We start from the raw sequence: 22188 nt of genomic DNA, 5'->3' as shown, positions 1-22188 counted from the left end.
TAGATGCACTAGCGGCTTAAACTGCCAGCTATAGACCAGCGGCTCGCCTCGAGCCCACAGTTCCACGTGCGCTTGGAATTGCTCAGCAGGGGAGATTTCATCGTCCCAAATTCCTTCCAACTCGGGCAAAATATCGGCCAGCCACCTCAAAGCGCGAGGCATAAGATATACCAACCGAAGCTCTTGCCACTTGTTCGGCAACTGCGGATCAAGGCGCTCCAAGGCACCCGCTTCACAAAGCTCTATGAGTGTTGCCATATAAGTCAACAACGTTAAAGTTTGGTGGCTGAAGGGCGGAATTCAAGCCCAATCACGGAAGACAGTAAATTGCTGCACAAAACTCTCTATTTATGCAATGCTTCCATGCGATAAATTAGAATTTATCAGTCGTCGCTCAAAAAGTTAGCGGCCATAGAGTACCCTCACGCGACCCGAAGAAATCATCAGCCGACGTTCGAAATCAAATTCACCCGACTTTATTTGGGACACGATTTCCTTTGCGTTCGCCATAGCGAACTGCGCTAACTCCGGGGCTTCTATTCCGTTTGCCGCAGCTCGAGAAATGAGGAGTCCTCTGATCTGAGAGGCAAGCATTTGGTCGTATGCGTCAAGCTGGACGAGTTTGACTGCTCCCGGCTCCACGAAACTTCTCATCTCAAAGAGATCGGCTCCGATCTGACGCCTTGCCATGTCCCACAGTGCATCATTGGGCCACCTAGCTCTGTTGCTATCCGAGGTTGGGGCAGCATAGCGGACGGCGTCGAATGCGTGTGCGAAGGCGTCTCCCAATCTTTCATTGAGATCTTCCCAAGTCCGAATTGCCCAACGCTCCTTCAAGTGCTTTTTACCTGCTCTCGCCTCTACCCTCCATACGCGACTTTCCTTTGGGTCGGAGTAGTTCAAGCGCGGCTTTCGACTCTTCTCGCGGGCAGCGTCCCAGATAGAAAACCAGCCAGGTTTACGCTTCTCAATTACTTCTGCGCGCTTGTCATAAACGATGATTTGACGGCCGGGCATCTTGCCGACGGTTACAGAGGTGACGCGACCAGAATTGCCCTGTGCCCTCAACTGAAACTCGGAATGGTGCTCCGCTCTTCGACAGTTCGAGTGCATGACGAAATTGCTCGGTTCTAAAGCTAGCTGGGGGGCAAGAAAGTCGATGGCATAATCGACCCGACTGATGCTCTCTCCGCCAACACCAACTCCGATTTTCCAACTTTCTAGGGTTTCGTGGATGTGGGCTTTGGTTTGGGAGAACCCGTATAGTGCAAGCTGAAATGAATTGCAGGAAACCCGCACTCCCCAAGGGTCTGAGGGGTTGGGTTTCTTAAAGAACCAGATCGCACTTGGAAGTTCGGTACGGACTGAAAAAGCATAGCCTCCTCTGGCTCCGCTCTCGCTGACAAGCATGCCAACGTCGCCCCATTCCAAAAATTCCTCGCGACGAAACTTTTGCGCCTGCTCTTTTGATTTTTCGAGCGCTCGACAGAACCCATGACCGATATGGCCTTGGAAGCTGATATCTAGCCCATCAAAGCCCCGATACAGCACTTCCATCTCAAGTTTCCGCTGCGATGTATTTCTGGAGGGGGGTGCTACAAAGACCCCCCTCTAGCGCGAGCGAGTTGCCGCCGCGCTCACGCTGCTGCCCGTCAACTCGCTCAGTCATTGGGAGACTCCGTTTGGAGTTACCATGTTCTGACACATCCAAGCCCTCAGAGAGCTGAATGCGTAGAGCACTTTGTTGCCATGTCGGTGATATGAAGGGCCGCGACCTTCTGCGCGCATTCTCGCTAAGGTGCGAATGCTGCGGCGGGCATAGGCTGCCGCTTCAGCTGGCGTGAGAAACCGATCTTCGTCGGTGACTTCTATCATTTTGAAACTCCGAAACAGAGGGAGCCAAGGCTGCTTCAAGACAGTTTGCTCAGCACCCAGTTGAGAGGGCGCGGGGCGCATGTGGCCTTGTCTGTCGTTTCTCTGCTTCGGTTCTAAATACGCGCTCGAATAATGATCTGTGTAGCGTGCCAGCCCTCAACGGGGTCTGATCTTGTTACGCCGTTTTAAGGATTTGGATAAAAGCGCGCTTGTCTCTCAATCTTTCGTTCGGTGCTGGATGACGGCCACCCCGCATCGACGATCATTCTGATTTTCAAACAAATTGCAAGCCTCTCCAATCAAAGGTCTCTCAATGTCATCTAGTGGCATTCTGTGGCGCCGCCCAACCGATGCTGTTCGCCACATTCTCGGCAGCCGACCGCAAAGAATCATCGTACAAGCCTGCGTAGCGCTTTGTTGTTTGTGCAGTCGAATGGCCGAGCAATTCGCCGACCACGAGCAACGGCTGTCCTGCTGAGGCTGCAAGACTAGCGAATGTGTGTCGCAGATCGTGGATCCGTACTCTTCCCAGCCCAGCTTCCTCGCAAACACTCTGCCAAGTGCGGCGAACGTCGCGCAGCGGCGAGCCGAGCCTCCCGGGAAATATATAGGTCCCGGAAGTCTCGGCTCGCCTATGTACAAGCAATTCTGCGACAGCAGAGGAGAAGGGCACTCGATGCTCTCTTCGTTGTTTGGTCTCAGAGCTGGGCTTGGTCCAAACTCGATTTTGCAAATCGATCTGCGACCATTGGGCGTTCAAGGCTTCTCCTCGCCGACAACCAGTCAGAAGCATGAAGAGCAATGCATCGGCTGAAGCCCTCTCGTGGTGCGACGAAAGGGCGGCCACTAGCCTGCCAACCTCCGCGCGCGCTAAATAGCGATGGCGCTTCTGTTCGGGATTTCGGCGACAACCAGCAGCGGGATTGCGATCAATCCATCCCCAACGGATAGCTAGGTTAAGCGCCTTACGAAGAACCTCCATTACACGGTTCGCTCTAACCGGGCGTGTCTCTGATATTTTTGCATGGAGAGCGTCGCAGTCATGAGGACTAATCCTTGCAACCTTCATTCTCCCCATCGCAGGGAGAATATCGTTTCTCCACATCGAACGATCATCTGCCGCCGACCGTATTGACTTGGTCGGCAAATGTTCGAGGTCATACCGTTCAAAAAGCTGGCGGATTGTTGGCGCAGAACGTTGCTGGTTTCGCGCATCGAGCGGATCAATGCCCAAATCGATTTCTCGTTTTAAACGTTGAGCCTGCATCCTGCCAGAAGCGGCGGTCCAGGTGGGAAACTGTCCAATGGTAATTCGCCGCTCTCGACCATCATGCCAGTAGTTCAGGATGAAGGAGCGGGTGCCCCCTGCCGTTATCCTCACCCCAAAGCCGGGAACAGCACTATCGTAGACGATGCGGTTGCCCTTCTTAGGAGGGACGAAACTGCGGACAAGCGAATCGGTCAGCCGCTTTCTCTGTGTCCGGCCTGTGTCCGGGTTCTTCGACGTATTGTTTGACATTGGCATGCATCCTCTGGCAGTCTGTGTCACGAAAAAAGTGTTTACTATCAGAATGATAGTGTAGTTTTCGGTGACTTTCCAAGAGTTTGCAAAACTGACGTGAGCAGGCTCATAACCTGAAGGTCGTTGGTTCAAATCCAACCCCCGCAACCACCATTACAGAACACTCCCTCCGGACAGCCCAATCAGCATCGTTCAGCGAGGCAGCGTAGCTGGCCAAATCGACCACATTTGCTGAGAGCTCCCTCAGGGGCGCTTCGCCTGGAAAAATCGTGACGCTCTGAATTAGCGCTCCGATGACCTCCACGGCCTGTAGTCGAATGGTCTCATCGTCCAGCGCACTGCGAAGGTTCTTCACCTTCGCCGTAAACCGCTCGACAAGGACCGGGTGGGGAAGGATCTTTACCTTTGGGCTGGCGATGGGCTTAACCGTTTCTAGCAGCCTCTTTTCGTCCTCCAGATCGGCCAGCATCTTGTGCAAGGTTGGGCTCGCTGAGCTAACCAGCATATTGTTGGCGAGCGTCGCGATTTGTCCTTCGAGTTCCTTCAACCGCGCAGCGTTTCGGACGTCATTCGTGTCAGCACTGCGGTTCTGAAGCTCGGTTTGCCTGTGGACCTCGGCAACGAAGAGCTCGATAAGCTTCGGATCCAAGAGATGGTTCTCAATACAGGAGAGCGCTGCTTCCTCGATTTCTCCTCGACGGATCGATAGAGAGTTGTGGCAGGTGCCCCGCTCCCTTTCCCCAGGGCAGCGATAGTAATCTTTGCCAGCGATCGTAAACGTCGAGCCGCAAGATGCGCATCTGATCAGTCCCGATAGTGGATGCTTCCGACGCCTTGAAGCGACGGGAGACGAGAAAGTTGCCCTTGGACGGCTACGCTCCTCTATCTCCGCACGGACGGCCTTCCAGAGGGGCTCGTTGATGATCCGGAGGTCAGGAGCATCGACTCGGACCCATTCCGACTCTTCGCGCATGCGATAGCGACGTTCACGATCATCGCTGTTCGGGTTCTTCCGCCATTCGCGCCGCTTCCAGATGATCTGGCCTCGGTAGAGCGGGTTGTTGAGGATTCCTGTGTGTTTTTTCGGATCACCCTGAACGGTGCTCGGGTTCCACTCTCCACCACGTGGGCTTGGGATCTGCTCAGCATTCAGGCGTCGGACGATTTCGATGGAGGATAGACCGCTAGCAAACTCCTCGAAAATTCGGCGGACGAGTGCGGCCTCTTTCTCGTCGATCTCTCTGAGGCCCCGAATGACAGAGCCGCTCGGTCCTTCTCGAGAAACGGTTCGATATCCGTAGGTACGACCACCGGCAGCGCGCCCGGCCAGTACTGCGGCCTCCATTCCGCGGAGGGTCTTTTGTTGTAAGCTCGACAAGAACATCGAGCCTAGCAATCCAGCTACGGCGAGTTTGATTTGGTCTATCTCACCTTCGGCGACTGTGAAGAGTTGAACGTGGTCGTACGCCAGTTTTTTGCCGACCCAAGCGATGTCCTCATCGTCTCTGGCCAAGCGATCTAGGGACTCACATATGACGATGTCGAGCTCGCCGGCAGCAACTGACGCGAGAAGTCGCTTCAAGCCCGGGCGGTTCCGGTTGTAACCCGAAATTTCAGAATCCAGATAAGTGGCGACTACCTGACCATTCAGGACTTGTACCAGTGGCATACAAGCTGCCGCCTGGTCCGTGCTGGAGAGGGGGTTCTGTTTGTCGGTCGAATGCCGACCGTAAATGGCGATCCTCGGTGCGCAAGCGGCCGAAAGCTTCCTGATCATCATTCGCCATCCTCCGCAGTGCCAAGTTCCAGTGCAGAGTGCTGTTCGGCCAGCAGGCCGACCAATGAGGTCAGACTCTCTGCGTGGCTTCCAGGGTTAATCGACGGCGGTTGTTGGGAGCCATCGGCAAGGAGCCGTCTCGCTTCTTGGAGGCCGCCAACCTTACCGACAATCGCCCTTAGCTCATCCATTGGCGTGCTTCGGTGCGTGTCGGCGAAACGCTCCGATGTGTCGCCTTGCGAAGTGTCCGCGCGAGGATTGCCCTCCTGACTGGAGGGCGAGTTGTCGTGTGCATTGTCTGTGATGCGTGTCATAACTTGAGACCTTGAGCCTTCGGCCCACCGCTCCAGGGGTGGCCAAATCATCCCTCAAAGGGAGGCTGAGGCTTGGTCTTCACGCGCCAAGAACGAAAAACTGAGGATGAGCGCGCCTCACGGATTCTGCGTCGACTGCACCTGGGCTGCAGCCGGCTAAACCTCTCCAACCGGACCGCTTCGCTCATGCCTGATTGGGTGAGGCGAGAATATGGGTTCGTCGTTTGTTCGTCTACACCGAATTAGGTCAATACGTCTAAATCCGATTAAATCGCTTCGGCATCATGGCTCATCCAGGGCGCGAATGGCCCGCTTTCTCCCGTTTCTGGAGCGTGAGCAAAATTATTTCATAACAGGTGGTTACAGAAGTTATAGTGACCGACTATAATTTCTGGGAGCCCGTCACCTACGGCGCCACCCCAGAAATGTCGGCAGGGGGCTTCCCCTGACCCCTTAACAGAAAGATCGTCGAATGGCCGGTTATCAGTTTGGGCACATCGCGACTTTCTCATTGAAGGGAAATAGTCTCAGCTTCGGAGTTAAGGAAATCGCGGCCGAGGCCGCACGCTTGGAAGGCGCTCATCCGCATGTCGAAGAGCCGCTTCCTCCTATCCATCTGGCTGGCCTGTTCGAACCTCAGGAGGTGCCCGATGAGATCCGCCGACGCGTTGCAGAAGCGAAAGCGAACCTGAAAGGAAAGCGCTCACCCGAAGGGAAAGTTCTACGGATCCGAGCGGACACCCATGTCATGGAAGCGCAGGTTCACTCGCATCCCGCATACACGAAGAGGCCTCCCGAAGAGCATGATGGTGAGGAGCGTCTTGGCCTTGAAGATCCTCTCTGTCATGACCGCTATGAGCGGTGGCGCAATGAGCTTCTCGATTGCGTCGAATTCGCGGCTGCTCTCCCACGCGAAGACAGTTAGGAATGTCATTTGAGAAGTTTGGTGGCTGACGCCGGAAGGTGAAAATTCCACCACAGGTGCGCAGACTGCAGCCAGCTGCGCGCCGCTTAGAGACTCTAATGACAAAGAAACAAGTGAAGGGCACAGCGTCCTATGAAGGCGCTCTGCTCATGTGCCAGAACCTCGCCGAACTGACTGCTTACGAACTCGCCGGTGACCAGGTCCTGATCTCCGATAGTACCGGCAGCTCATCCGACATCTTGCAATCGCTTATGCTCATGCCGGGGGTCAGGCTAGCTTCCACAGAGATGGCAAGAGGCATCGCGACGCTTGGGACGAGTGCCCTTGGCGTGAGATGCCTGAATTATCCTGACGGCGAACGCATCGGCGACTTCACCGTGCTGTTCGCAGAGAACGGCGGTGCCGAGCGCTTTGCGACGATGCGCGCATGGGTTGACCAAGATCGTCGCCTCTATCTCATTCCCGACGAGGACGCCGACGAAGCGGGCGAGACCTCCTTCAAGTTCGATCGCGGACTTCGAAAGGTCGGTCAGCCTTGGGCTGACAAGGCCGACCGGCAGCGCGGGCTCGCAGAGGCGATGGCCCTGCTCCTGGCTGAAGGGCCCGATAGCCGGGCCGTCTGATCCAAGAATGAAGCGAAGTCTCGGCGTGTAGGCCGAGTAAGTTATGAAAATAGAAGGGGGAGGTCGAGCTCGGCCAGGGTGGCCTCCCTCGAAGGAAAAATCCACCGAATGCGATTTCTTTGCACCGCCCTCTCGAGGGCGAACCCTTGCTGCGGCCTATCACCCATCGCACGGGTAGCCGCTTTACCTCGTTGCTGATGTCCTGCGGTCTTGTCACCGTTGAAACGGCCCGCTTCGACGAACGTATCAGGGGCGGCTTCTTCGAGAGCGGAGATGCCGGAGTGGTGGTGACCGCTACCAGCTGCGATCGCCCGCTGTTCTATCATGAGTGCGAGGTTCTGGCGCATTTTGCGCAGAAGGATCTTGTGCTGTTGCGCTTCGATCCGCTCGAAGGCGCCTCCTTCGATGTCCTGCTCGAAGGTAGTCAGGCCTGGCAGTGCAACTACCTCGCCTGGCGCCGCGATGCTGACGATCTCTGGCTCATCCCCGCTCACACCGAAGGACCCTTCTTCCAATTGAGCGAGAAGGGGCTCGATACCTTTCAGGGGGCTCCTTACGAAAGCGGCTATCAGCGTTATGCCGGCGTTATCCGCGCTGTCGAAACTCCCTCGTTCGCGGGGAGGTTCTGATCATGGCTAAGGCTAAAAATAACAAGATCGAAATCCCTGAAGCCGCGGAAGCGCCGTCCAAGGTCAAGATGAAAGTCTTCACGCATGATCCGTGCGACGAGCACCCTGACCTCGGCTGGTCCCGGTACTGGTACCAGACCGAGTTTGACCGGCCGACCGTGACCGATTGGATCGCGAAGAAGTGCTCCCCCGGAGACGATCCGAAGTTCGGTCGGGCAGCGCGTACCCAGGCCCTGCTGCCGCCAAGTGCGCCGGCTGATTACACGAACCTCGAGTTCCTGACCAAGCGGTTCGATGAGACTTTGCTTCCCTTCGAGAAGCATGCGCTGGTCCAAGCCAAGTTCTTGCTCGACGACGATGAGGCCTGGCACATTGGCTATGAGCGGGTTCGCAGCTTCGCTCGTTCCCATTTCTCCCACCGGTACGTGGTCATAATGATCGCGCACATCCCGGGGACGGCCGGGCTGTAGGGCCAGGGCAATCACATCCACTGCGTGGTCCTCTCGAGGACGATAAACATCAACGGCTTTGGTGGTGCGTGCACGACCCTGTGCAGCGATCGCGGCTATAACGCAGCGGTCGCTGCTTGGCAGGAGCACAAGGATATCTGGGACCTAACGGCATGAGTGGAGAAGAGAACCATGAGACCATCCATGCCCTAGCAGAGCACTGGGCTCGAAAAGGGCCCGGTGAAGTCGATAGGGTACAGGCAACCGTGAACCTCGCCCGCCAGCTATTGGGGGGGCGGGAAGATCCAGCCATATGGCGAAGGAGAGAACCCTTTCGAAGTGGCTTCCTATCCGTGGGAGACGAGTAAGCCTCCCGCCGATGCTTCGCGGCGCATCTTCGTTGGGGCCGTCAGTGATTTAGCCACAGGCCAGGGGCACACCGTGTGGTTTGCAGCCGCCCTCGCTCGGGATGAAGATGAGTTCCGGAGGCAGCTCGGTGTTCACATTGGACATAATCTCGCCAATGGCGCCGAGGTAAACGAAGGTTTAGGAGACTTTCGGTTTTCGCGGATATTTTTATCGGCGCTTTTGCGTGAAAAGTTGAAAAGGTTCGACGAAGGTAAGGAGACTGTGGCGCGGTTTCTCTTTATCAGACAATGGCACGAAAATCGTTCGTGAGTCCGAACCGGATGCCGCTCATTGCTAAGTTACAGCGGGGGCGGCAGCTTTGCGGCCTCATTTCCGCCGTTCGTGTGTTCGTGGCCTTCCCCCGAAAGCTGTCGATGGTGAAGCCTTTCATCGAACGCAGCTAGCAACCCCTGCGGGCTCTATTCCAGCATTCGATTTTGGCGACTTCCAAGCGAAGAGTCCGCACCAAAAATCCAACCTGATCCTTATAGGGCCGCTCATGCGAGAGATGAACAAACAGCAATTGCCCAATTCGACATGGATCATTCGCGATTGAAGCTAAATTCACATGGGTCGAAACCGGGGGGCGCCGAAAAAATCGGATACTCAGGCTAATTCCTTCCTTTCATGCCGGGGCTGTAAGAGAAATTACGCGTCCACTTCGACTCTAAGCCTATATCCAGTGGCTAATTAGCCAAGCGCCACTCCATCACGTAATTATCTCGAGCTACACTTGGTGACCCATGCCGCAGGTGTGCCAGGGCCCGCCGGCTCGAGATATTTATCACAATGCTTACCGATGGAGCCGACGGGCTTGGCTTTTGCCAGGCGAGCCTGTTCCGCTCGGTCGGCAGCGGCACGCTGGGTCCAGCTTCGACCTTGAGCTTCCGAATAGTTTCGAGCACGCAATCGTCGCCGGTACTCGGCGTCGATTAGACGAGTGGCAGGGGGGTTGTACTGCCAATACCGCGCTCCGACCATCGCCAGAATTGCAGCATCGCTGAACCGCCTGATCCCGTCGGAACCGGCATCGACGACGAGACGACCGAGCAGTTCGCCTCTTGGACTATCGGCGAAAGGATCTTTGCCTTTCGGCATCTGATGTACGATGTAATCGGCTACGCTGGAAGCGTCGCCAGTCCGCTCGAAAAGGCTTTGCAACTGCTCGACACTGAGCTCACGCACCAAACGATTAACTTCCGAAGCGGCTGCAACTTGCTCGCGACGCTTCAGATATTTGTCCTCGCACGAGAGCGCGGTCATCATGATCATGCTGGTTAGCTCTTCCGCGCCGTCTTCGTCGTATACTTCCTGCCAATACCCATCGAGCGCAATCGCCGCCTTGGCTTCGCCGATCGTATGGCTTGCTGCAAACTGATCGAAATGCGCCCACACCTCATCGCTAGTGACGCGCAGCACCTCGTCAGAATATGCTTCCGCCCAAACCAGGGACTTGCCGCACTCATAGATCAGGACAGCTTCTTGCTGTTCCTCGCTCACTTGTGCGGCAAGCGCGGCAGGCAGGGCAAGCAGCGAACCGATGGCGAGCAGCCGCGCGCCCCTTCTCAAGACGCTAGAGCTGTGCATTGCATTCCTTCGCACGCTTCTTGAGCCGTTCGAAGGTGTAGTCCGCCCCCATCTTGCGCTCCATTCGTTTGTACTTGGCTTGCGCCATTTCGAGATAGGGTCGCGCTTCGAGGCCTGTGCCCTGGCTCACCTGGGTGACGATGGAGTCCCACGTTTCCGCGCCGTACTCTAGCGCAACGCCCTCGCGCTCGACCTGATAGATCACGTATCCGCATTCGGCGATCTGGCGCATGGATTCTTCGTTTTCACTCTCCTTTGCAGCCAGCGGCGATGTGGCGATGCCCGCGATTGCAAGCGCAGCGACTGAAAATGACGATTTTTTCACGGTCTTCTTCCTTGTTTAAGAGTTCGATCAATCCGATGCCGGCTGGTCGCCCAGCAGACCGCAACCGGGAGTGTGCCCGAGATCGCAGGCTCTACGCGCAAGATTGGTGGCGATCCGTCGATCCACTTCGACCCCTTCGCCCGCCCTGCGCATATCGGCCGCGATGAAGCAGGCACCGCCGCTCTTGTGGTTGCATCCCTTCAGGGCGAGATCATATGCGCCCTCAGGGTCTTGAGGCACGCCGCGACCTTCACGCAGGTGCCTTGCAGCGTTCGAGCAACCCGCGCCGTCCAGCCCGTCGCAAGCCGCTGTGAATGCAGCGAGCGCCGGTTCGCGCCAGCTTTCGCCTTCGCCGCGATCTGCCATCTGCATCCACATGATGCCCAGATCGTTGCAGGCGGTGGCGATCTCGCCGTCGCAGGCCAGCTTGAAGTACCTGCGCGCCGATGCCTCATCCGCATCATGCGCCAGCCCGTCGCGGGCCATGACACCGATATTGGCGCAGGCCTGCCACTGCTCGGCCGCACAAGCGCGCTCTAGCAGTGTATACCCGCTCTTGGGGTCGGATGGCCCTCCTGTGCCGGTGGCGAGTAACGCGCCGGCCTGGCCACAGGCGTCCATCGCCCCCATCTCGCACCCCTGGAGATAGAGTTTGCGGGCAGCCGTGAGCTTGGCCGGATCGATTTTTCCGCCCAGGTTTGCTGTGCGGACGAAAACGTTTGCCTGCCAGCTGCATCCCTGACCCGATCCGGCTTCGCACAGGATGCCGGATATCTGCGCGGCGATGACCAGTTCCTGAGACCCGCCGCGCCCATCCAGCAACATCGGGACCAACAGATGGCAAGCCTGTGCGTTGCCGAGGTCGCATCCCTGGGCGAACATTTCACGCGCTTTGATCGCGCGCTCATCACCCGACAGTCTTGCAAAGATACGCCCTGCGCTCAGGCAGGCATCCTGACTGCCATCGTAACACGATTGTTCGATCTTTGATCGCTGGCTCTCAGGGGTGTCACCGGCCTGCGCGGCAGAGCCGAAAGCCAAAGCGCCGAATGCCAGCAGGGTTGCCAGGAAATACCGCATCATCGGTCGTCCTTGGCGGGCATCGGAGCGCCCGACCACTCCAGTGCGGAACGGATGTCCGCCATGCTGACTTCCTTGGTCGGAGCGTCCTTGCCTATCTCCAGGAAGCTCGCCCAATCCTTCCCATCGAGACGATAGGCGATGGTCATTGTCACCTCGTCATCAAGTGACGCGAGCTTCGCTTGCGCGTCGGCGGGAAGGACGAATTCCGAAGAAGCCGTGAAGTTCCCACTTCCCTGGCCGTTCACTTTGGTCAGCGGATAGGACTGGCCATTGGAAAGCCGCAATTCGATCGCCTCGAAATTGCCGTCCATACGTGCCGTCATTCGTCCGGCCCGGGACAGGTACATCTTGCCTCTCGCCGAAAAGGTGCCCGGACGCGAAAGAATGAAGAACGCTACGTCGACGTCACCTCTGTCGAGGACGCGATAGGGAATGACGCCGGTCCCGGTCGGGTGGCGGCTGAAGCCGCCACGCCGCGATCGCCAGATACCGAAATCATCGGACACAGGGTCGCTTGCGACATCCGATCCGACCGAGGTGAAAACCTGTTTCTTGCCGGGCTTGCCTTTCTGCAAAAACAGATGGTTGTCCTCGGTGTGACGCAATTGCTCGTACCCCGCCTGCATCAGTTCGGAAGACTGGCGTTTGCTGCATTGCTCATCGATCATCGCGGCAAGTTCACCTTGCAGGGTTTCGAACTCTGCCTTGTTGGGAGCCTTGTCGTATGTCGAGACTGCCGCAGTCGCAGCATAGCTCCATTCACTCCTGCTCAGGGCGGGGCCTCCCCATGCCACGCGGCAGTCCTTGGGTTCGGTGCTTATCTTGAGCGGCGCGGCGATCAGCGCATCGGACAGCAGTTCGCTCCGGTCGATGATCGACCATGCATCGGCGTCTTGGGCCCGCGAGATGCAGCCGCGCCAAGCCTCTTTCGCACTATCGAATGGACGCAACTGATCGAGCTGCTCGTCCGTCGCGACCGTTCTCAGCTTGCTGCGGAACATGCTGCGCAGGAGCCAAAGGGCGCGATAGTTTCCGATAGTGAAGAGATCGCAGCTCTCGTTCGCGCCAAGGCTGTAATCGACTATGCGGTACATGTTGACGAAGCTTTGGACCTGCTGGGCCTGGGTGGCTTGCTGTTGGTCTTGTGCATGTGCTGTCGCCGAAACCAAGGTGCAGGACAGAGCAGCGGTCAATGCGACTGCTTTCATTCGGGTGGCAAAAAAAGTCATTTATCCTGGCCCTTGCAATCGCCGATCCGTTTCATGTTGAGCCGGTTGACCATGGTGGCACCCGCCGTTTTGCCACCACCGCTCAGGACCTGAACCCCGAAAGCTTTCTCGCCATCGCCGGAAACTTCGATGGTCAGATTACCTGTCATCGTCATGGTCGGGTGGGGACAGGAAAGGCGCGCTTCGAACTTCCTTCCGGTTTGCGTTGCATCCGAAATCCGGCAGTTCGGCGCGAACATGGCGGGCTGGAGCGTCGCCTTGTCCGGTCCCAGACACATCGTGTTCGATTGAACCACACGATTGTCATCCACACTACGATGACCGTCCTCGGCGGTGCTGTCGCTAAATGTAGCGCCGCCTTCTCGCACGAGTTCGATGTGCCATTGGCCGGGCACGATAGTCAGCGCTGCATCCGCTGCAGCGAGCGAACCAGCCGACAAAAGCAAAGCTGCCGCCAACAGCGTCTTCGTATGTATCATTCATTGTCTCCCGACAGGGCGTCGCCATTCGTTTCCGCATGAGCTGTCCAGGCAGCTTCAACGGATTTGCTTTCTGTGAAGGTGACGGCGCTGACCGCAAGGCTGTGATCCGATTGCTCGAAATCCAGCACGACCACTCCGCCGGTCGCGCAGCATGCCGCATCGCCATCCCGGCTGACAGGCGCGAACGCGGCCATTTCATGGAAATTGAAATTGACAGGCGATGCCGTTGAAAAGCCGGCTGGCAGCAGCCGGTCGGCCTGCCGTATCAGCGACGCGGCATCGATCCAGTTCCAGCCCTCTCCACTCGTGAAGAAGAGGAGATCGGCATTCCCCAAGGCGCGGTTGACCGCCGGAATATGCAGGATGAAGCGACTGTTCTCGCCATCATCTGCACCATGAGCCGCAATCGGCGTATCAAGATGGCCGTCGACCTGCCGGGCCGACAGCAGATGGAAGAAAGTTGCCTGATACTCCGCCAACACCAGCATTTCGGTCCGCGGACCGTCCGCTGGTTGCAAGTGCAGCACTTGCCAATACAGATCCGGCACGCTTCCGAAGGCACCGATGCGTCCGCTGGAAACCACACGGCACGCAGCGTCGGTTTCGTAAAGGCAGCGCTCGGCAAAGTCCGCCGGTTCGGCGTCTTCCACCCGCAGCGCCCATTCGATCGTCTCGTCGTCGCACCCGCTCATATAGCCGCCGTCGGGGCAGACGAGGGCGTGGTTCGGGAATTCGTCGACCTCTTCGTGCGGCGCCGCCTGTCCCGCGGCTGGCGTTGCCGCTGCGAGGCCCAACAGGATGGCACCTGCAAGCGAAAATCCCAACGGTGAGTGTACCGAGACCATGGATCAGCGGTTCCTTGCGGTGCATGACGAGGTATCGCCAAGCCTGCATGCCCTGCGAAGAGCCTCTGCCGCAGCGATGCCCGCAGCTGTTCCCGTTTCGCTTTCGCCCGCGATACGTGCGAGCGTTGCACAGGCCTTGGGCGCCCCCAGTTCGCAGGCATGGGCGACGAGCGAAACCGCGCGCTTTTCATCGATGCGCCCACCGATGCCTTTCTTGTGCATGACACCGAATGCGAAGCAGGCCTTGGCGACGAATGCATCGCAGCCGTAGCGCATAGAGCGATAGGCTGCGCCAGGATCTCGGGCGCTATCCGGCACCTGGGAATAGTAGAGGCCAAGGTTCGCGCAGGCTATCCCGACACCTTCGTCGCACGCGGCCGACAATGCATCCAGTTGGCGCTTTGCATCCACTCCGGCTGTTTCGTCCATCAGGGGTTCGAGCAGGGCGTCACACCCACCAGCCCAGCCGGTCGCACACAGGAGGTCGTCGCGCTGAAAGGCCTCATCGCTGGATCGCGTGCCCGCAGGAAGCATGGCTGCGCCACTGCAGTGCGTGGATACTTCCTTCTCGCAGGCACGTAAGCCGTAAGCCTTGACGGCGACAAGATCGATCCCCGGCTCTTCTTCCGCCCCAAGCAACTGGGCAGCATCGACGCAGGCCTGTTCTCCTCCGGGATGACGGCACTCTTCGCCCATCGCCAGCAAGGCGAAGGTCATGACCCCATCGGGTTCAGTGGAATTCGCGCGGGACAGGGGCCCGAGCGCCATGCCCGTCCGCTCGCAAGCCAGATCGTCGCCCGCCCGGCACGCCCTGGCAAACATCCGCGCGGCCCGGATGTGATCCTTCTCGTTGCTGGCCGTTTCATGCTCGATTTGCCCCGCCATCGTGCAGGCCGCCGGCAATCCCAGATCACAGGCCTGACCGAACATGGAGAGAGCCGCCAGGCGCTCGCCTGCGGCATCGTAATCAAGACCGCCTCGATGGATTTCCATCACTTTGTCGTCGTAAGACGCTTCAGCGATGGCGGGCGTCGCGACAAGACCGGCTGTTGTGACGAGGCACGTGAGGGCGAATTTCATCCGAAGGACCATGTCAGATGCCCTCTTTCTTCATGTCGGTCGCCCTGAGGCAGCCCTCGGTGAAAAGTTGCCGGCATGCGGCCATGTATCCTTCGTACGCTTTCGCCCTGTCTGGCCGGGTAACCCCGCGGCCGTCCTCGATCATCCTGGCGGCCCTGAAACAGTTGCGGCCCCCGTATCGCTTTTGGCAAAGCTCCACGTAGATCCCCAGGGCGCCGGGATCATCGACTGGACCGCCTTCGCCGTTGAGCAGGGCGTCGGCATAATTCTGGCACGCTTTCAGCAGGTCTTTCCCACAGGCGATCAGGAAGGCCTCGCGACCTTTCACCATGTCGACCCTGCCGCCTTCGCCGGTCATCGCCATGACGCCATAGTTCTGGCAGGCGACATCGTCGGCATCTTCGAAGCACAGGGTCTGCAGAATTGCGCGCGCGCCTGCAGCATCGCCGAATTTGGACAGCCGGTCGGCATCCTCATGCTGATCGCGGATACGTTTTTCGTCGGCCGGAAATTCACAGGGTTCGCCGCGCTCTGTCCTTGCATGCTGTTCATCAGCCCAGCGGGATTCCTCCTCGCTAACGACACGGCTGCCTGGACCCCCGATCCGGCTCAGCATGACCTCGGCGTAAAGAAACTCGCATTGCTGTTCGGGGGTAGACCTTTTGATTGTCTGTCCCATGACCGGTCCCGAAACCATAAGGCCCGACATGGCGAATGCGGCGCCAGACAGAATTCCGGTCCGGAAAAAATGAGAACGCATGCGACCCCCGCCTCGAATGAAGTCCCTTGGCTACGCCGGAGGAAGCAAATGCGTAATGCACGTTTGCTGATAGAAAGATGACAATGGCTGTTAGACGTGCGCGCTCGCCCCAGTCCCGGAGTGTCACCGGGCCCCTTTAACAGGACTTGTCACGGGATTGGATGCGCAAACCTGCTAGGTATTCATCTGCGACCCGGCGGGCTTGCCCGCACACCTATGGACCTCTCCTAACCTGGGAGAGGTCCGATTTTTCCGGTTGCGCCCGGAGTGATGCAGACCGAAGAATGAGGGCAACGGGATTCTGGATAGAGGCGAAGCTGGCGGGGTGGTGTAGATGAAATTACTCTATATCGAAGACGATGCGCGCGCTGCCGCCGAGATGAGCGATATCGTCCGCGAGCAGGGGGACACCCTTGCTGTGGAAAGCAACGGCGCTGACGGGTTGAGACGTGCCGGGCTGGAATTCTTCGATGTCATCATCCTCGACAGGATGCTCGGCGATTCCGATGGACTCGAACTGATACAACGCCTGCGCGGCATCGGGGTGAGTACGCCAATCTTGATGTTGAGCGCGCTTGGCCGGACGAGCGACCGCGCAGAGGGTCTCGAAGCGGGCGCAGACGACTATCTCGCCAAGCCTTTCGAACCTATCGAACTGATCGCGCGCGTTCGGGCCCTGAACAGGCGTGCTTCAGGACGCGAACACAGCGCGGTCATCCTCTTCGGTGCATTCGAGTGTCATGTAAAAGCCCGCACGGCATTTCGCGACAACCAGCACATCGGTCTTAGCCCTCGCGAATTCGAGCTGTTTCGGTACTTCATGGAAAATGCGGGCGAAGTCGTCACCCGCGAGATGCTGCTGCGCGATGTGTGGAACATGTCATTCGATCCGCAGACCAATGTGGTCGACGTCAATATCGGGCGATTGCGACGTAAGCTCGAAGATGGCTTCGACAGCCCGGCGCTGGAGACAGTCTGGGGTACCGGGTATCGCCTGTTGCAGGGACGCGCATCATAATCTTCTCCCGCTCCATTTTTACCCGCATCGTCCTGCTTTCGGCAGTTCTGTCCGCAATTCTGCTTGCCGGTCTGTGGTGGACCACGGACCAGACAATCCACGAAACCTTCGCGGCCTCGACACGCGAAAGTGTTGATGTCGATCTGACTGGCCTGGTCGATATCTATTCCAGCGGAGGTCAGGTCGAACTGGAGAAACGTATCAACGACAGGCTGGCGCTCAATCCGACAGATGGAGTACGCGCGCATTACTTGCTGGCAAACCGATCTGGCAAACGCATTGCCGGAAATCTTACCGAATGGCCCGACCTTGACCCGGCGATATCGGAAAGCGGGGACATCGCGATCGGCAACCGTAGCGACGCGTATGCACGGGGGACGCTGATATCGGAAGACTTGCAGCTTCTCGTCGCGCACGAGCAGCCCGAACGCTCTTTCCTCCTCGCTCGGGTTAGCCTGGTTTTTCTGCTTGGTGGCGCTGTGTTCGTTGGCTGCACGGCCTTGTTCGCGCAAATCGCCAGTGCGAGAGTTCGCGACCGGGTTCGGCGTGTCAGCGACGCCTTTCGCAGGCACGACGAACCTGCACTGGATCGCATGGCGGCCCCGAGAAACCCCGACGAGATCGACCAGATCGCGAGCCAGGCGTCCCAGGCAGTCAAGCGGGCTCGGCAATTGACGCAGGCCTATCGCGATATGTCCGAGCAGATAGCGCACGAAATCCGCACGCCGCTGATGCATCTCGACACCCGCATAATGAAGGCGATCGCCAGGCAGCCCGATCAGTCGACCACCGCCGAGCTGCTGGAAGCCCGAGCCGATATAAAGCGTCTCGTCGGTACGCTGGAGGCGCTGCTCGATATCGCCGCCAGCAAAGCCGACCGGGGAGATTGGAAGGGTATGAACCCGGTCGACTTTAGCTCTACAGTGAGGCAGATTTGCGAACTATATCAGGATAGTGCGGAAGATGCAGGCTATCACCTGAAGTGGGAAATCGCGGAGGACGTAATCGTGTTGGGGGATGAAGCGCAGTTGCGGCGGATCGTCACGAACCTGCTCGACAACGCGTTCAAGTACAATCGGTCAGGGGGCGACATCACCGTCTCCCTCCAGCCTGGCCCACGCCTCAGCGTTGTCGATCAGGGCCCGGGCATTCCTGCCGCAGAGCGCGAGAAAGTCTTCGAACGTTTCTATAGGGGCACAACCGCCGCCTCTGGCACGCAGGGAAGCGGCATGGGACTCGCCCTTGCAAGAGCGATCGCGCAACGCCACGGCTTGTTTCTCGGCATCTGCGACGATGAAGGCGGTGCAAGGTTCGTATTGACGCCAGGTGAGGGTAGCGAGTGCGTGTAAGAGCCATGGTTCACCGCCGCCTTGTTCTATGCCCGACGCGCGTCCTTGCTTTGGCAAGCCTTGCGCTGCTTGCCCCTGTTTTGCTGACCGGCTGCACCTCGCAAGGGGGGGCGGAACACTCTCTGGCGAGGCCGGCTATACAAGGCGCTACGGCGAGGGGAGCGATGTCCCCTGTCGAACGGCTCGCAAATGACCTGGCCCTGGCAGATGTCGCGTTCGAGAGCGATGATGCGAAAGCGCTGGCCAATCACTTGCAGTCTATCGACCTGGCGGGCGCAACTCCATCGGATGCGGATGGCGAGGCTGCGCTGAACGCGTGGCGCAACAGCATTGCCGCCGCCCCGTCTGCAATGCGCGGCAGGGTGCTTGGCCCCGCGTATCTGAGCGGCAACTTGGCAGCCGGCGCGAGGATCAACACTGAACAGGTCCTGCTTGGCGGCAAGGCCGTGAGCATCGCTGCCGGGACAACTCCGAAAGATGCATTGCGCCTTCGCGTTGTCAGAGATGACGGGAAGATGGTCTGCGAGAAATCACCCGCTCACGCGCGCGAGTGTCGCTTCGTTCCCACCTATACTCAACGTTTCCGCATCGAATTGTACAATGCCGGACAGGAGGATGCGCGCTATCACCTCGTTTTCGACTAGCGGTCACTTACTTGCCGCCGCGCTTCTGTCGGCTACATCCGTGGTATACGCCGCCAATGCCAGTGAGCAGACATCGCCCTACTCGACCGAGCTTCCGCAATTTGCCCATCTTCGGGCCTTGGAGGCGCGTGCCAACGATCTTCAGGAAAACGAAGCACAGGACGCTTCGGGCAGGGGCCGGATTATCGCCGGATGGAGAGCGCTTCAGGAGGTGGCATCCAAGACATTCCTGCAGGACGGTTCGGTTCATCCCCTCGCTCATATAGCCAAGCTCAAGATAGCCTCGCTTCTCTATGCGAACGGCGACATAGATGCGGCCATAGCACTGGCGGAAGAGGGCATAGCCGAAAGCCGGCCCTACATGGCGGACTATCCGATAGCGATGGCCGACACCGCTGCGCTACTGGGGGTGCTCTGGACCCAGAAGGGCGAGCCCGAGCGCGCTTTTTCGATGGTCGAAGCGACATACAGGGACTTCACGAAGGCCGTTGCCGACCAGCACAAGGCAGGCGCTGTTCTGGCAAAGTCCAATCTCGAACATTCCCTTTCGCAAATCACCCTTCGGTTGGGCCGTACACAGGACGCACTCGATTACCAGAGAGCCAGCCTCGACACGCGGGAAGCTAGCCTCGGCCCGAACCATCCCGACACGGTGGCAGCGTATTACAATTACGCCCAAATCCTGCGCCGGGCTGGCCAGATGCAGGAGGCAGAAGCGATCGCTCGCGCGGCTGTCGAAAGGGCCAGCGCTCATGTCGACCCGTCACATCCCAGCTACGCACGGGCCTTCGAAATGCTGGGAATCGTGCTCGCAAATTCAGGCAGGCCGATTGAGGCTACAGAGTTCCTGTCCAATGCGCTGGAACTCAAGCGTCGATACGAGGGAGCCGACACGCTCATCTTCGGATATGGCATTCACAATCTTGCCACTATCCTGTTGCAGCGTCGCCAATTTGGAGAGGTGCGACCGCTATTTTCCGAGGCAGAGGAAATAATGTCCCGCTACCAGGGACCGAGCAGCGCCTTTCCTGTCTTGGCTCTTGCCTATAATGGGCAGGCATCCCTCGCGCTCGGCGAACCTGCCGAAGCGCGGCGCCTGCTAGAGGATGCCTACTCGCGGCTTGGTGAGGACACCAAGGATGTCGAGGCTTTGTCGCGAATAGTGCCAGACCTGGTGCGCTCGCTCCGACTTGCCCATCGACCAGACAAGGCCCTCGATTATGCCGTCGCCTACGAGCAGCGTGTGCTTGAAAGCGATACAACCGATGCTTTCGAGATAGCCTTTTCAAGGTTGCTACGGGTCTCGGCCATGCCACTGCGCGACGATAGGATGCTGTCCGAGGCGGCGTACATGGTGCTCGGCGCCATCCGCCGTTCCGCCGCGGCCGACCAGGCGGCAGGTCTCGAAGTGCGCCATCTCGCTGCAATTGATCTGGTGCTGGAAACGGCTGCCAGGCACGAGGATCCTTCTCTCATGCTTGCGGCAATGTCGCTCGTAAGTGGCTCGGACATCGCACGTGCGGCCAGCCGCGGCACGGAACAGTTGCGTGCCGACCACCCCGAACTGGCTACGATGCTAAGCTACAGGCGGCAAATGGCCGACCGATTGGAGAAGGCCGATCGGGCAATGCTGATGGCGCTGGCCAGAGGCGGCAATGCAGCAGATTTGCAGGTGGAGTTGGATGAGGCGAGCAACGAGTATGAAGCCGCTGAAAGAGCTCTTCAGGGGCGCTTTCCCGCATGGGTTGGTTCGGGCCTGCAGACTACCCCATCGATTTCTGCGCTTCGGGCCTCGTTGAAAGAAGGCGAGGCCGTGTTGGCGGTCGCGCCAGTGTACTACGGCTCTTACGCGCTCGTTGTGACACCGGAAAGTGCACATGCTGTGCAATTGACGACAAGTCGAAAGCAACTGGTCGATCTTGCCAATGCATTGGGTACTAGTGTCAGGGTAGGAGCCTTCGATGAGGGCGCTTCCCATGCGCTCGGGCATGCCTTTTTCCCGCAAGCGGTGCGAGACCGACTGGCCGATACGAAGAAGCTGTATATTCATGCCAGCGGGCCGCTGGGGTCATTACCATTCTCCTTGGTGAAGGGGTGGGGTGAAGATGACGATGATGCCGCTTGGCTGACGGACCGCTTCGTCTTGAGCTATATTTCGGCACTTGCACCAAGAGAGGGCAAGTCCCCCGACAGGGTAACGAGTGATGCGCTGAACCTTGTAGCCTTGGCTGCCCCGCAGATCGCCAACTTTACAACTGCGACGACGGAACAGGCTGGTTCCGCTCCCCTGCAGATCTCGGATTTCTTCACACGAACGTCGGTCGACGGGTCGGCGGTTTCCACTCTTCCGCCCCTGCCAGGCACGGCCGAAGAAGTTCGTGCGATTGCGACATCCGTGCCTTGGAAGAGCAAGCGGCTGTTTATCGGAGTCGAAGCGAACGAAGCGGCGATGCGGCGGGAGGAAACCAGCCGCGCAGACATCCTCGTACTGGCAACGCATGGTCTGGTTGCGGGCGAGATCGAAGGCATAGCGGAACCGGCGCTGATCATTTCAACTGGCGCAGAAGCGTCGGACGACGGTGTCCTGACCGCCAGCGAGATCGCCCGGCTCGACATCTCGGCGGACTGGGTCATCTTGTCTTCATGCGATAGCGCGGCCGGAATGGGAGGGGGGCTCCCCGCTTTTTCAGGGCTCGCGCAGGCTTTCTGGCAAGCTGGTGCCGACGATCTCCTGGTTACGCATTGGAAGGTGCGTGATGATATCGCCGCTTTCGTGAGCTCTCGAACGGTTCTCAATTACCTGGGAGGTATGACGAAGGCCGATGCCTTGCATCACGCGATCCGGCAGCTGCGCACGGAAAGTAATATCGAAGGAGCGGCAAGCCCTTTCGCTTGGGCACCCTTCGTTTTGATTGAACGATGATCGCGCGTATCTTGGCCGCGGCTTGCCGCGTCAGCAAGATGGTTGAGGTATAGGGCATTACTGTGATTACACGGGTCGGCGACGGCATGATCAGGTCGTCCGGTGGCATAATCGCCTTCAGGCTCAGCGCGTAGGAAGCCATAGCAAGCAGAGCGGCGCCCTCTCTGCAGGGAAATCAACTGATTGATCACGTCGTCGGCACTTCAGCCGCAAATCGAAGTCATGGCATTTGCAACCGCAGTAAGCGAAATGACCCGTCAGGAACAGATACCAGTATCTGCAATGGGGTCTTCAGCTGACAGGCAGCTTTCCGCGCCAACGCGATCATTACCGGACTGACC

At 58.5% G+C, this 22188-nt stretch carries 23 protein-coding genes (1 of these 23 cut by a window edge); 9 read left to right on the top strand and 14 right to left on the bottom strand.

The window, feature by feature from the left end; translation table 11 throughout:
- From CVE41_RS04615 to CVE41_RS14580, 6 genes are all read right to left on the bottom strand, one after another.
- On the bottom strand, nucleotides 1-267 hold the 5' portion of the coding sequence (locus CVE41_RS04615) for a hypothetical protein (protein ID WP_198507718.1). The gene continues 237 nt to the left of window position 1, outside the view; the window shows 267 of its 504 coding nt (coding positions 1-267); the start codon lies at nucleotides 265-267; its stop codon lies off the left edge, out of view.
- 135 nt (nucleotides 268-402) lie between these two features.
- A complete protein-coding gene (locus CVE41_RS04610; protein WP_100259597.1) occupies nucleotides 403-1557 on the bottom strand; it encodes a hypothetical protein in 1155 nt (384 codons plus the stop codon).
- Between the two features lie 108 nt (nucleotides 1558-1665).
- Nucleotides 1666-1875, bottom strand: coding sequence for a helix-turn-helix domain-containing protein (locus CVE41_RS15020; RefSeq protein ID WP_157799406.1), 210 nt, complete (start codon nucleotides 1873-1875; stop codon nucleotides 1666-1668).
- Nucleotides 1876-2191: 316 nt separating this feature from the next.
- The gene (locus tag CVE41_RS04600) at nucleotides 2192-3394 is read right to left on the bottom strand and encodes a tyrosine-type recombinase/integrase (RefSeq protein WP_100259595.1); all 1203 of its coding nucleotides are present in this window, start codon (nucleotides 3392-3394) and stop codon (nucleotides 2192-2194) included.
- A 109-nt stretch (nucleotides 3395-3503) separates the two neighbouring features.
- Complete coding sequence (locus CVE41_RS04595; protein ID WP_100259594.1) at nucleotides 3504-5177, bottom strand: recombinase family protein; 1674 nt, start codon at nucleotides 5175-5177, stop codon at nucleotides 3504-3506.
- Nucleotides 5174-5488 carry a hypothetical protein gene (locus CVE41_RS14580; RefSeq protein WP_157799405.1) on the bottom strand — a complete coding sequence of 105 codons (315 nt, stop codon included), beginning with the start codon at nucleotides 5486-5488 and terminating at the stop codon, nucleotides 5174-5176. Before CVE41_RS14580 ends, CVE41_RS04595 begins: the two co-directional genes overlap by 4 nt.
- 472 nt (nucleotides 5489-5960) lie before the next feature.
- On the opposite strand from CVE41_RS14580, the gene CVE41_RS14575 reads away from it, so the two are divergent.
- From CVE41_RS14575 to CVE41_RS04565, 5 genes are all read left to right on the top strand, one after another.
- A complete protein-coding gene (locus CVE41_RS14575; protein ID WP_157799404.1) occupies nucleotides 5961-6413 on the top strand; it encodes a hypothetical protein in 453 nt (150 codons plus the stop codon).
- Between the two features lie 98 nt (nucleotides 6414-6511).
- Entirely contained in the window at nucleotides 6512-7036 is a 525-nt protein-coding gene (locus CVE41_RS04580) for a hypothetical protein (RefSeq protein WP_100259591.1), read from the top strand.
- Between the two features lie 146 nt (nucleotides 7037-7182).
- Nucleotides 7183-7665 carry a hypothetical protein gene (locus CVE41_RS04575; protein WP_157799403.1) on the top strand — a complete coding sequence of 161 codons (483 nt, stop codon included), beginning with the start codon at nucleotides 7183-7185 and terminating at the stop codon, nucleotides 7663-7665.
- A 2-nt stretch (nucleotides 7666-7667) separates the two neighbouring features.
- Nucleotides 7668-8135: a hypothetical protein gene (locus CVE41_RS04570; RefSeq protein WP_100259589.1), complete on the top strand. Its 468-nt coding sequence runs from the start codon at nucleotides 7668-7670 to the stop codon at nucleotides 8133-8135.
- Between the two features lie 318 nt (nucleotides 8136-8453).
- A complete protein-coding gene (locus CVE41_RS04565) occupies nucleotides 8454-8792 on the top strand; it encodes a hypothetical protein (protein WP_100259588.1) in 339 nt (112 codons plus the stop codon).
- A gap of 447 nt (nucleotides 8793-9239) precedes the next feature.
- On the opposite strand, the gene CVE41_RS04560 is transcribed toward CVE41_RS04565, so the two are convergent.
- The 8 genes from CVE41_RS04560 to CVE41_RS04525 all read right to left on the bottom strand — a co-directional run bounded on the left by CVE41_RS04560 (nucleotide 9240) and on the right by CVE41_RS04525 (nucleotide 15832).
- Nucleotides 9240-10022 carry a hypothetical protein gene (locus tag CVE41_RS04560; RefSeq protein ID WP_157799402.1) on the bottom strand — a complete coding sequence of 261 codons (783 nt, stop codon included), beginning with the start codon at nucleotides 10020-10022 and terminating at the stop codon, nucleotides 9240-9242.
- 73 nt (nucleotides 10023-10095) lie between these two features.
- Entirely contained in the window at nucleotides 10096-10434 is a 339-nt protein-coding gene (locus CVE41_RS04555) for a hypothetical protein (RefSeq protein WP_157799401.1), read from the bottom strand.
- A gap of 27 nt (nucleotides 10435-10461) precedes the next feature.
- Nucleotides 10462-11517 carry a tetratricopeptide repeat protein gene (locus CVE41_RS04550; protein WP_100259585.1) on the bottom strand — a complete coding sequence of 352 codons (1056 nt, stop codon included), beginning with the start codon at nucleotides 11515-11517 and terminating at the stop codon, nucleotides 10462-10464.
- On the bottom strand, nucleotides 11514-12746 hold the full coding sequence (locus tag CVE41_RS04545) for a hypothetical protein (protein WP_157799400.1): 1233 nt from the start codon (nucleotides 12744-12746) through the stop codon (nucleotides 11514-11516). Before CVE41_RS04545 ends, CVE41_RS04550 begins: the two co-directional genes overlap by 4 nt.
- Nucleotides 12743-13225, bottom strand: coding sequence for a DUF3617 domain-containing protein (locus CVE41_RS04540; RefSeq protein ID WP_100259583.1), 483 nt, complete (start codon nucleotides 13223-13225; stop codon nucleotides 12743-12745). The genes CVE41_RS04545 and CVE41_RS04540 overlap by 4 nt, the downstream gene beginning before the upstream one ends.
- Nucleotides 13222-14073, bottom strand: a complete 852-nt coding sequence (locus tag CVE41_RS04535; protein ID WP_157799399.1) for a hypothetical protein — start codon at nucleotides 14071-14073, stop codon at nucleotides 13222-13224. The genes CVE41_RS04540 and CVE41_RS04535 overlap by 4 nt, the downstream gene beginning before the upstream one ends.
- A gap of 3 nt (nucleotides 14074-14076) precedes the next feature.
- The gene (locus tag CVE41_RS04530; protein ID WP_157799398.1) at nucleotides 14077-15153 is read right to left on the bottom strand and encodes a tetratricopeptide repeat protein; all 1077 of its coding nucleotides are present in this window, start codon (nucleotides 15151-15153) and stop codon (nucleotides 14077-14079) included.
- Nucleotides 15154-15166: 13 nt separating this feature from the next.
- Nucleotides 15167-15832: a tetratricopeptide repeat protein gene (locus tag CVE41_RS04525; protein ID WP_157799397.1), complete on the bottom strand. Its 666-nt coding sequence runs from the start codon at nucleotides 15830-15832 to the stop codon at nucleotides 15167-15169.
- A gap of 415 nt (nucleotides 15833-16247) precedes the next feature.
- On the opposite strand from CVE41_RS04525, the gene CVE41_RS04520 reads away from it, so the two are divergent.
- The 4 genes from CVE41_RS04520 (at nucleotide 16248) to CVE41_RS04510 (ending at nucleotide 21847) form a co-directional block, all read left to right on the top strand.
- Complete coding sequence (locus tag CVE41_RS04520; protein WP_100259579.1) at nucleotides 16248-16931, top strand: response regulator transcription factor; 684 nt, start codon at nucleotides 16248-16250, stop codon at nucleotides 16929-16931.
- A 251-nt stretch (nucleotides 16932-17182) separates the two neighbouring features.
- A complete protein-coding gene (locus CVE41_RS04515; protein ID WP_232725793.1) occupies nucleotides 17183-18280 on the top strand; it encodes a sensor histidine kinase in 1098 nt (365 codons plus the stop codon).
- Nucleotides 18281-18444: 164 nt separating this feature from the next.
- Nucleotides 18445-18924, top strand: coding sequence for a hypothetical protein (locus CVE41_RS14715; RefSeq protein ID WP_198507717.1), 480 nt, complete (start codon nucleotides 18445-18447; stop codon nucleotides 18922-18924).
- Nucleotides 18896-21847 carry a CHAT domain-containing tetratricopeptide repeat protein gene (locus CVE41_RS04510; RefSeq protein ID WP_198507716.1) on the top strand — a complete coding sequence of 984 codons (2952 nt, stop codon included), beginning with the start codon at nucleotides 18896-18898 and terminating at the stop codon, nucleotides 21845-21847. The genes CVE41_RS14715 and CVE41_RS04510 overlap by 29 nt, the downstream gene beginning before the upstream one ends.
- Nucleotides 21848-22188 lie beyond the last annotated feature (341 nt).

This window comes from Qipengyuania seohaensis, assembly GCF_002795865.1.
In the GTDB taxonomy this organism is placed as follows: Bacteria; Pseudomonadota; Alphaproteobacteria; order Sphingomonadales; family Sphingomonadaceae; genus Qipengyuania; species Qipengyuania seohaensis.
This window is presented reverse-complemented; position numbering and strand designations above follow the sequence as displayed.

Excerpts from the sequence above, each read along its gene's own strand:
- CVE41_RS04580 (WP_100259591.1), top strand. The coding sequence starts at position 6,512 with ATGACAAAGAAACAAGTGAAGGGCACAGCGTCCTATGAAGGCGCTCTG.
- CVE41_RS04525 (WP_157799397.1), bottom strand. The coding sequence starts at position 15,832 with ATGGGACAGACAATCAAAAGGTCTACCCCCGAACAGCAATGCGAGTTT.
- CVE41_RS04545 (WP_157799400.1), bottom strand. The coding sequence starts at position 12,746 with ATGACTTTTTTTGCCACCCGAATGAAAGCAGTCGCATTGACCGCTGCT.
- CVE41_RS04595 (WP_100259594.1), bottom strand. The coding sequence starts at position 5,177 with ATGATGATCAGGAAGCTTTCGGCCGCTTGCGCACCGAGGATCGCCATT.
- CVE41_RS04600 (WP_100259595.1), bottom strand. The coding sequence starts at position 3,394 with ATGTCAAACAATACGTCGAAGAACCCGGACACAGGCCGGACACAGAGA.
- CVE41_RS04530 (WP_157799398.1), bottom strand. The coding sequence starts at position 15,153 with ATGAAATTCGCCCTCACGTGCCTCGTCACAACAGCCGGTCTTGTCGCG.
- CVE41_RS04570 (WP_100259589.1), top strand. The coding sequence starts at position 7,668 with ATGGCTAAGGCTAAAAATAACAAGATCGAAATCCCTGAAGCCGCGGAA.
- CVE41_RS04610 (WP_100259597.1), bottom strand. The coding sequence starts at position 1,557 with ATGGAAGTGCTGTATCGGGGCTTTGATGGGCTAGATATCAGCTTCCAA.
- CVE41_RS15020 (WP_157799406.1), bottom strand. The coding sequence starts at position 1,875 with ATGATAGAAGTCACCGACGAAGATCGGTTTCTCACGCCAGCTGAAGCG.
- CVE41_RS14715 (WP_198507717.1), top strand. The coding sequence starts at position 18,445 with ATGTCCCCTGTCGAACGGCTCGCAAATGACCTGGCCCTGGCAGATGTC.
- CVE41_RS04550 (WP_100259585.1), bottom strand. The coding sequence starts at position 11,517 with ATGATGCGGTATTTCCTGGCAACCCTGCTGGCATTCGGCGCTTTGGCT.
- CVE41_RS04510 (WP_198507716.1), top strand. The coding sequence starts at position 18,896 with ATGCGCGCTATCACCTCGTTTTCGACTAGCGGTCACTTACTTGCCGCC.
- CVE41_RS04535 (WP_157799399.1), bottom strand. The coding sequence starts at position 14,073 with ATGGTCTCGGTACACTCACCGTTGGGATTTTCGCTTGCAGGTGCCATC.
- CVE41_RS14575 (WP_157799404.1), top strand. The coding sequence starts at position 5,961 with ATGGCCGGTTATCAGTTTGGGCACATCGCGACTTTCTCATTGAAGGGA.
- CVE41_RS04520 (WP_100259579.1), top strand. The coding sequence starts at position 16,248 with ATGAAATTACTCTATATCGAAGACGATGCGCGCGCTGCCGCCGAGATG.
- CVE41_RS04540 (WP_100259583.1), bottom strand. The coding sequence starts at position 13,225 with ATGATACATACGAAGACGCTGTTGGCGGCAGCTTTGCTTTTGTCGGCT.
- CVE41_RS14580 (WP_157799405.1), bottom strand. The coding sequence starts at position 5,488 with ATGACACGCATCACAGACAATGCACACGACAACTCGCCCTCCAGTCAG.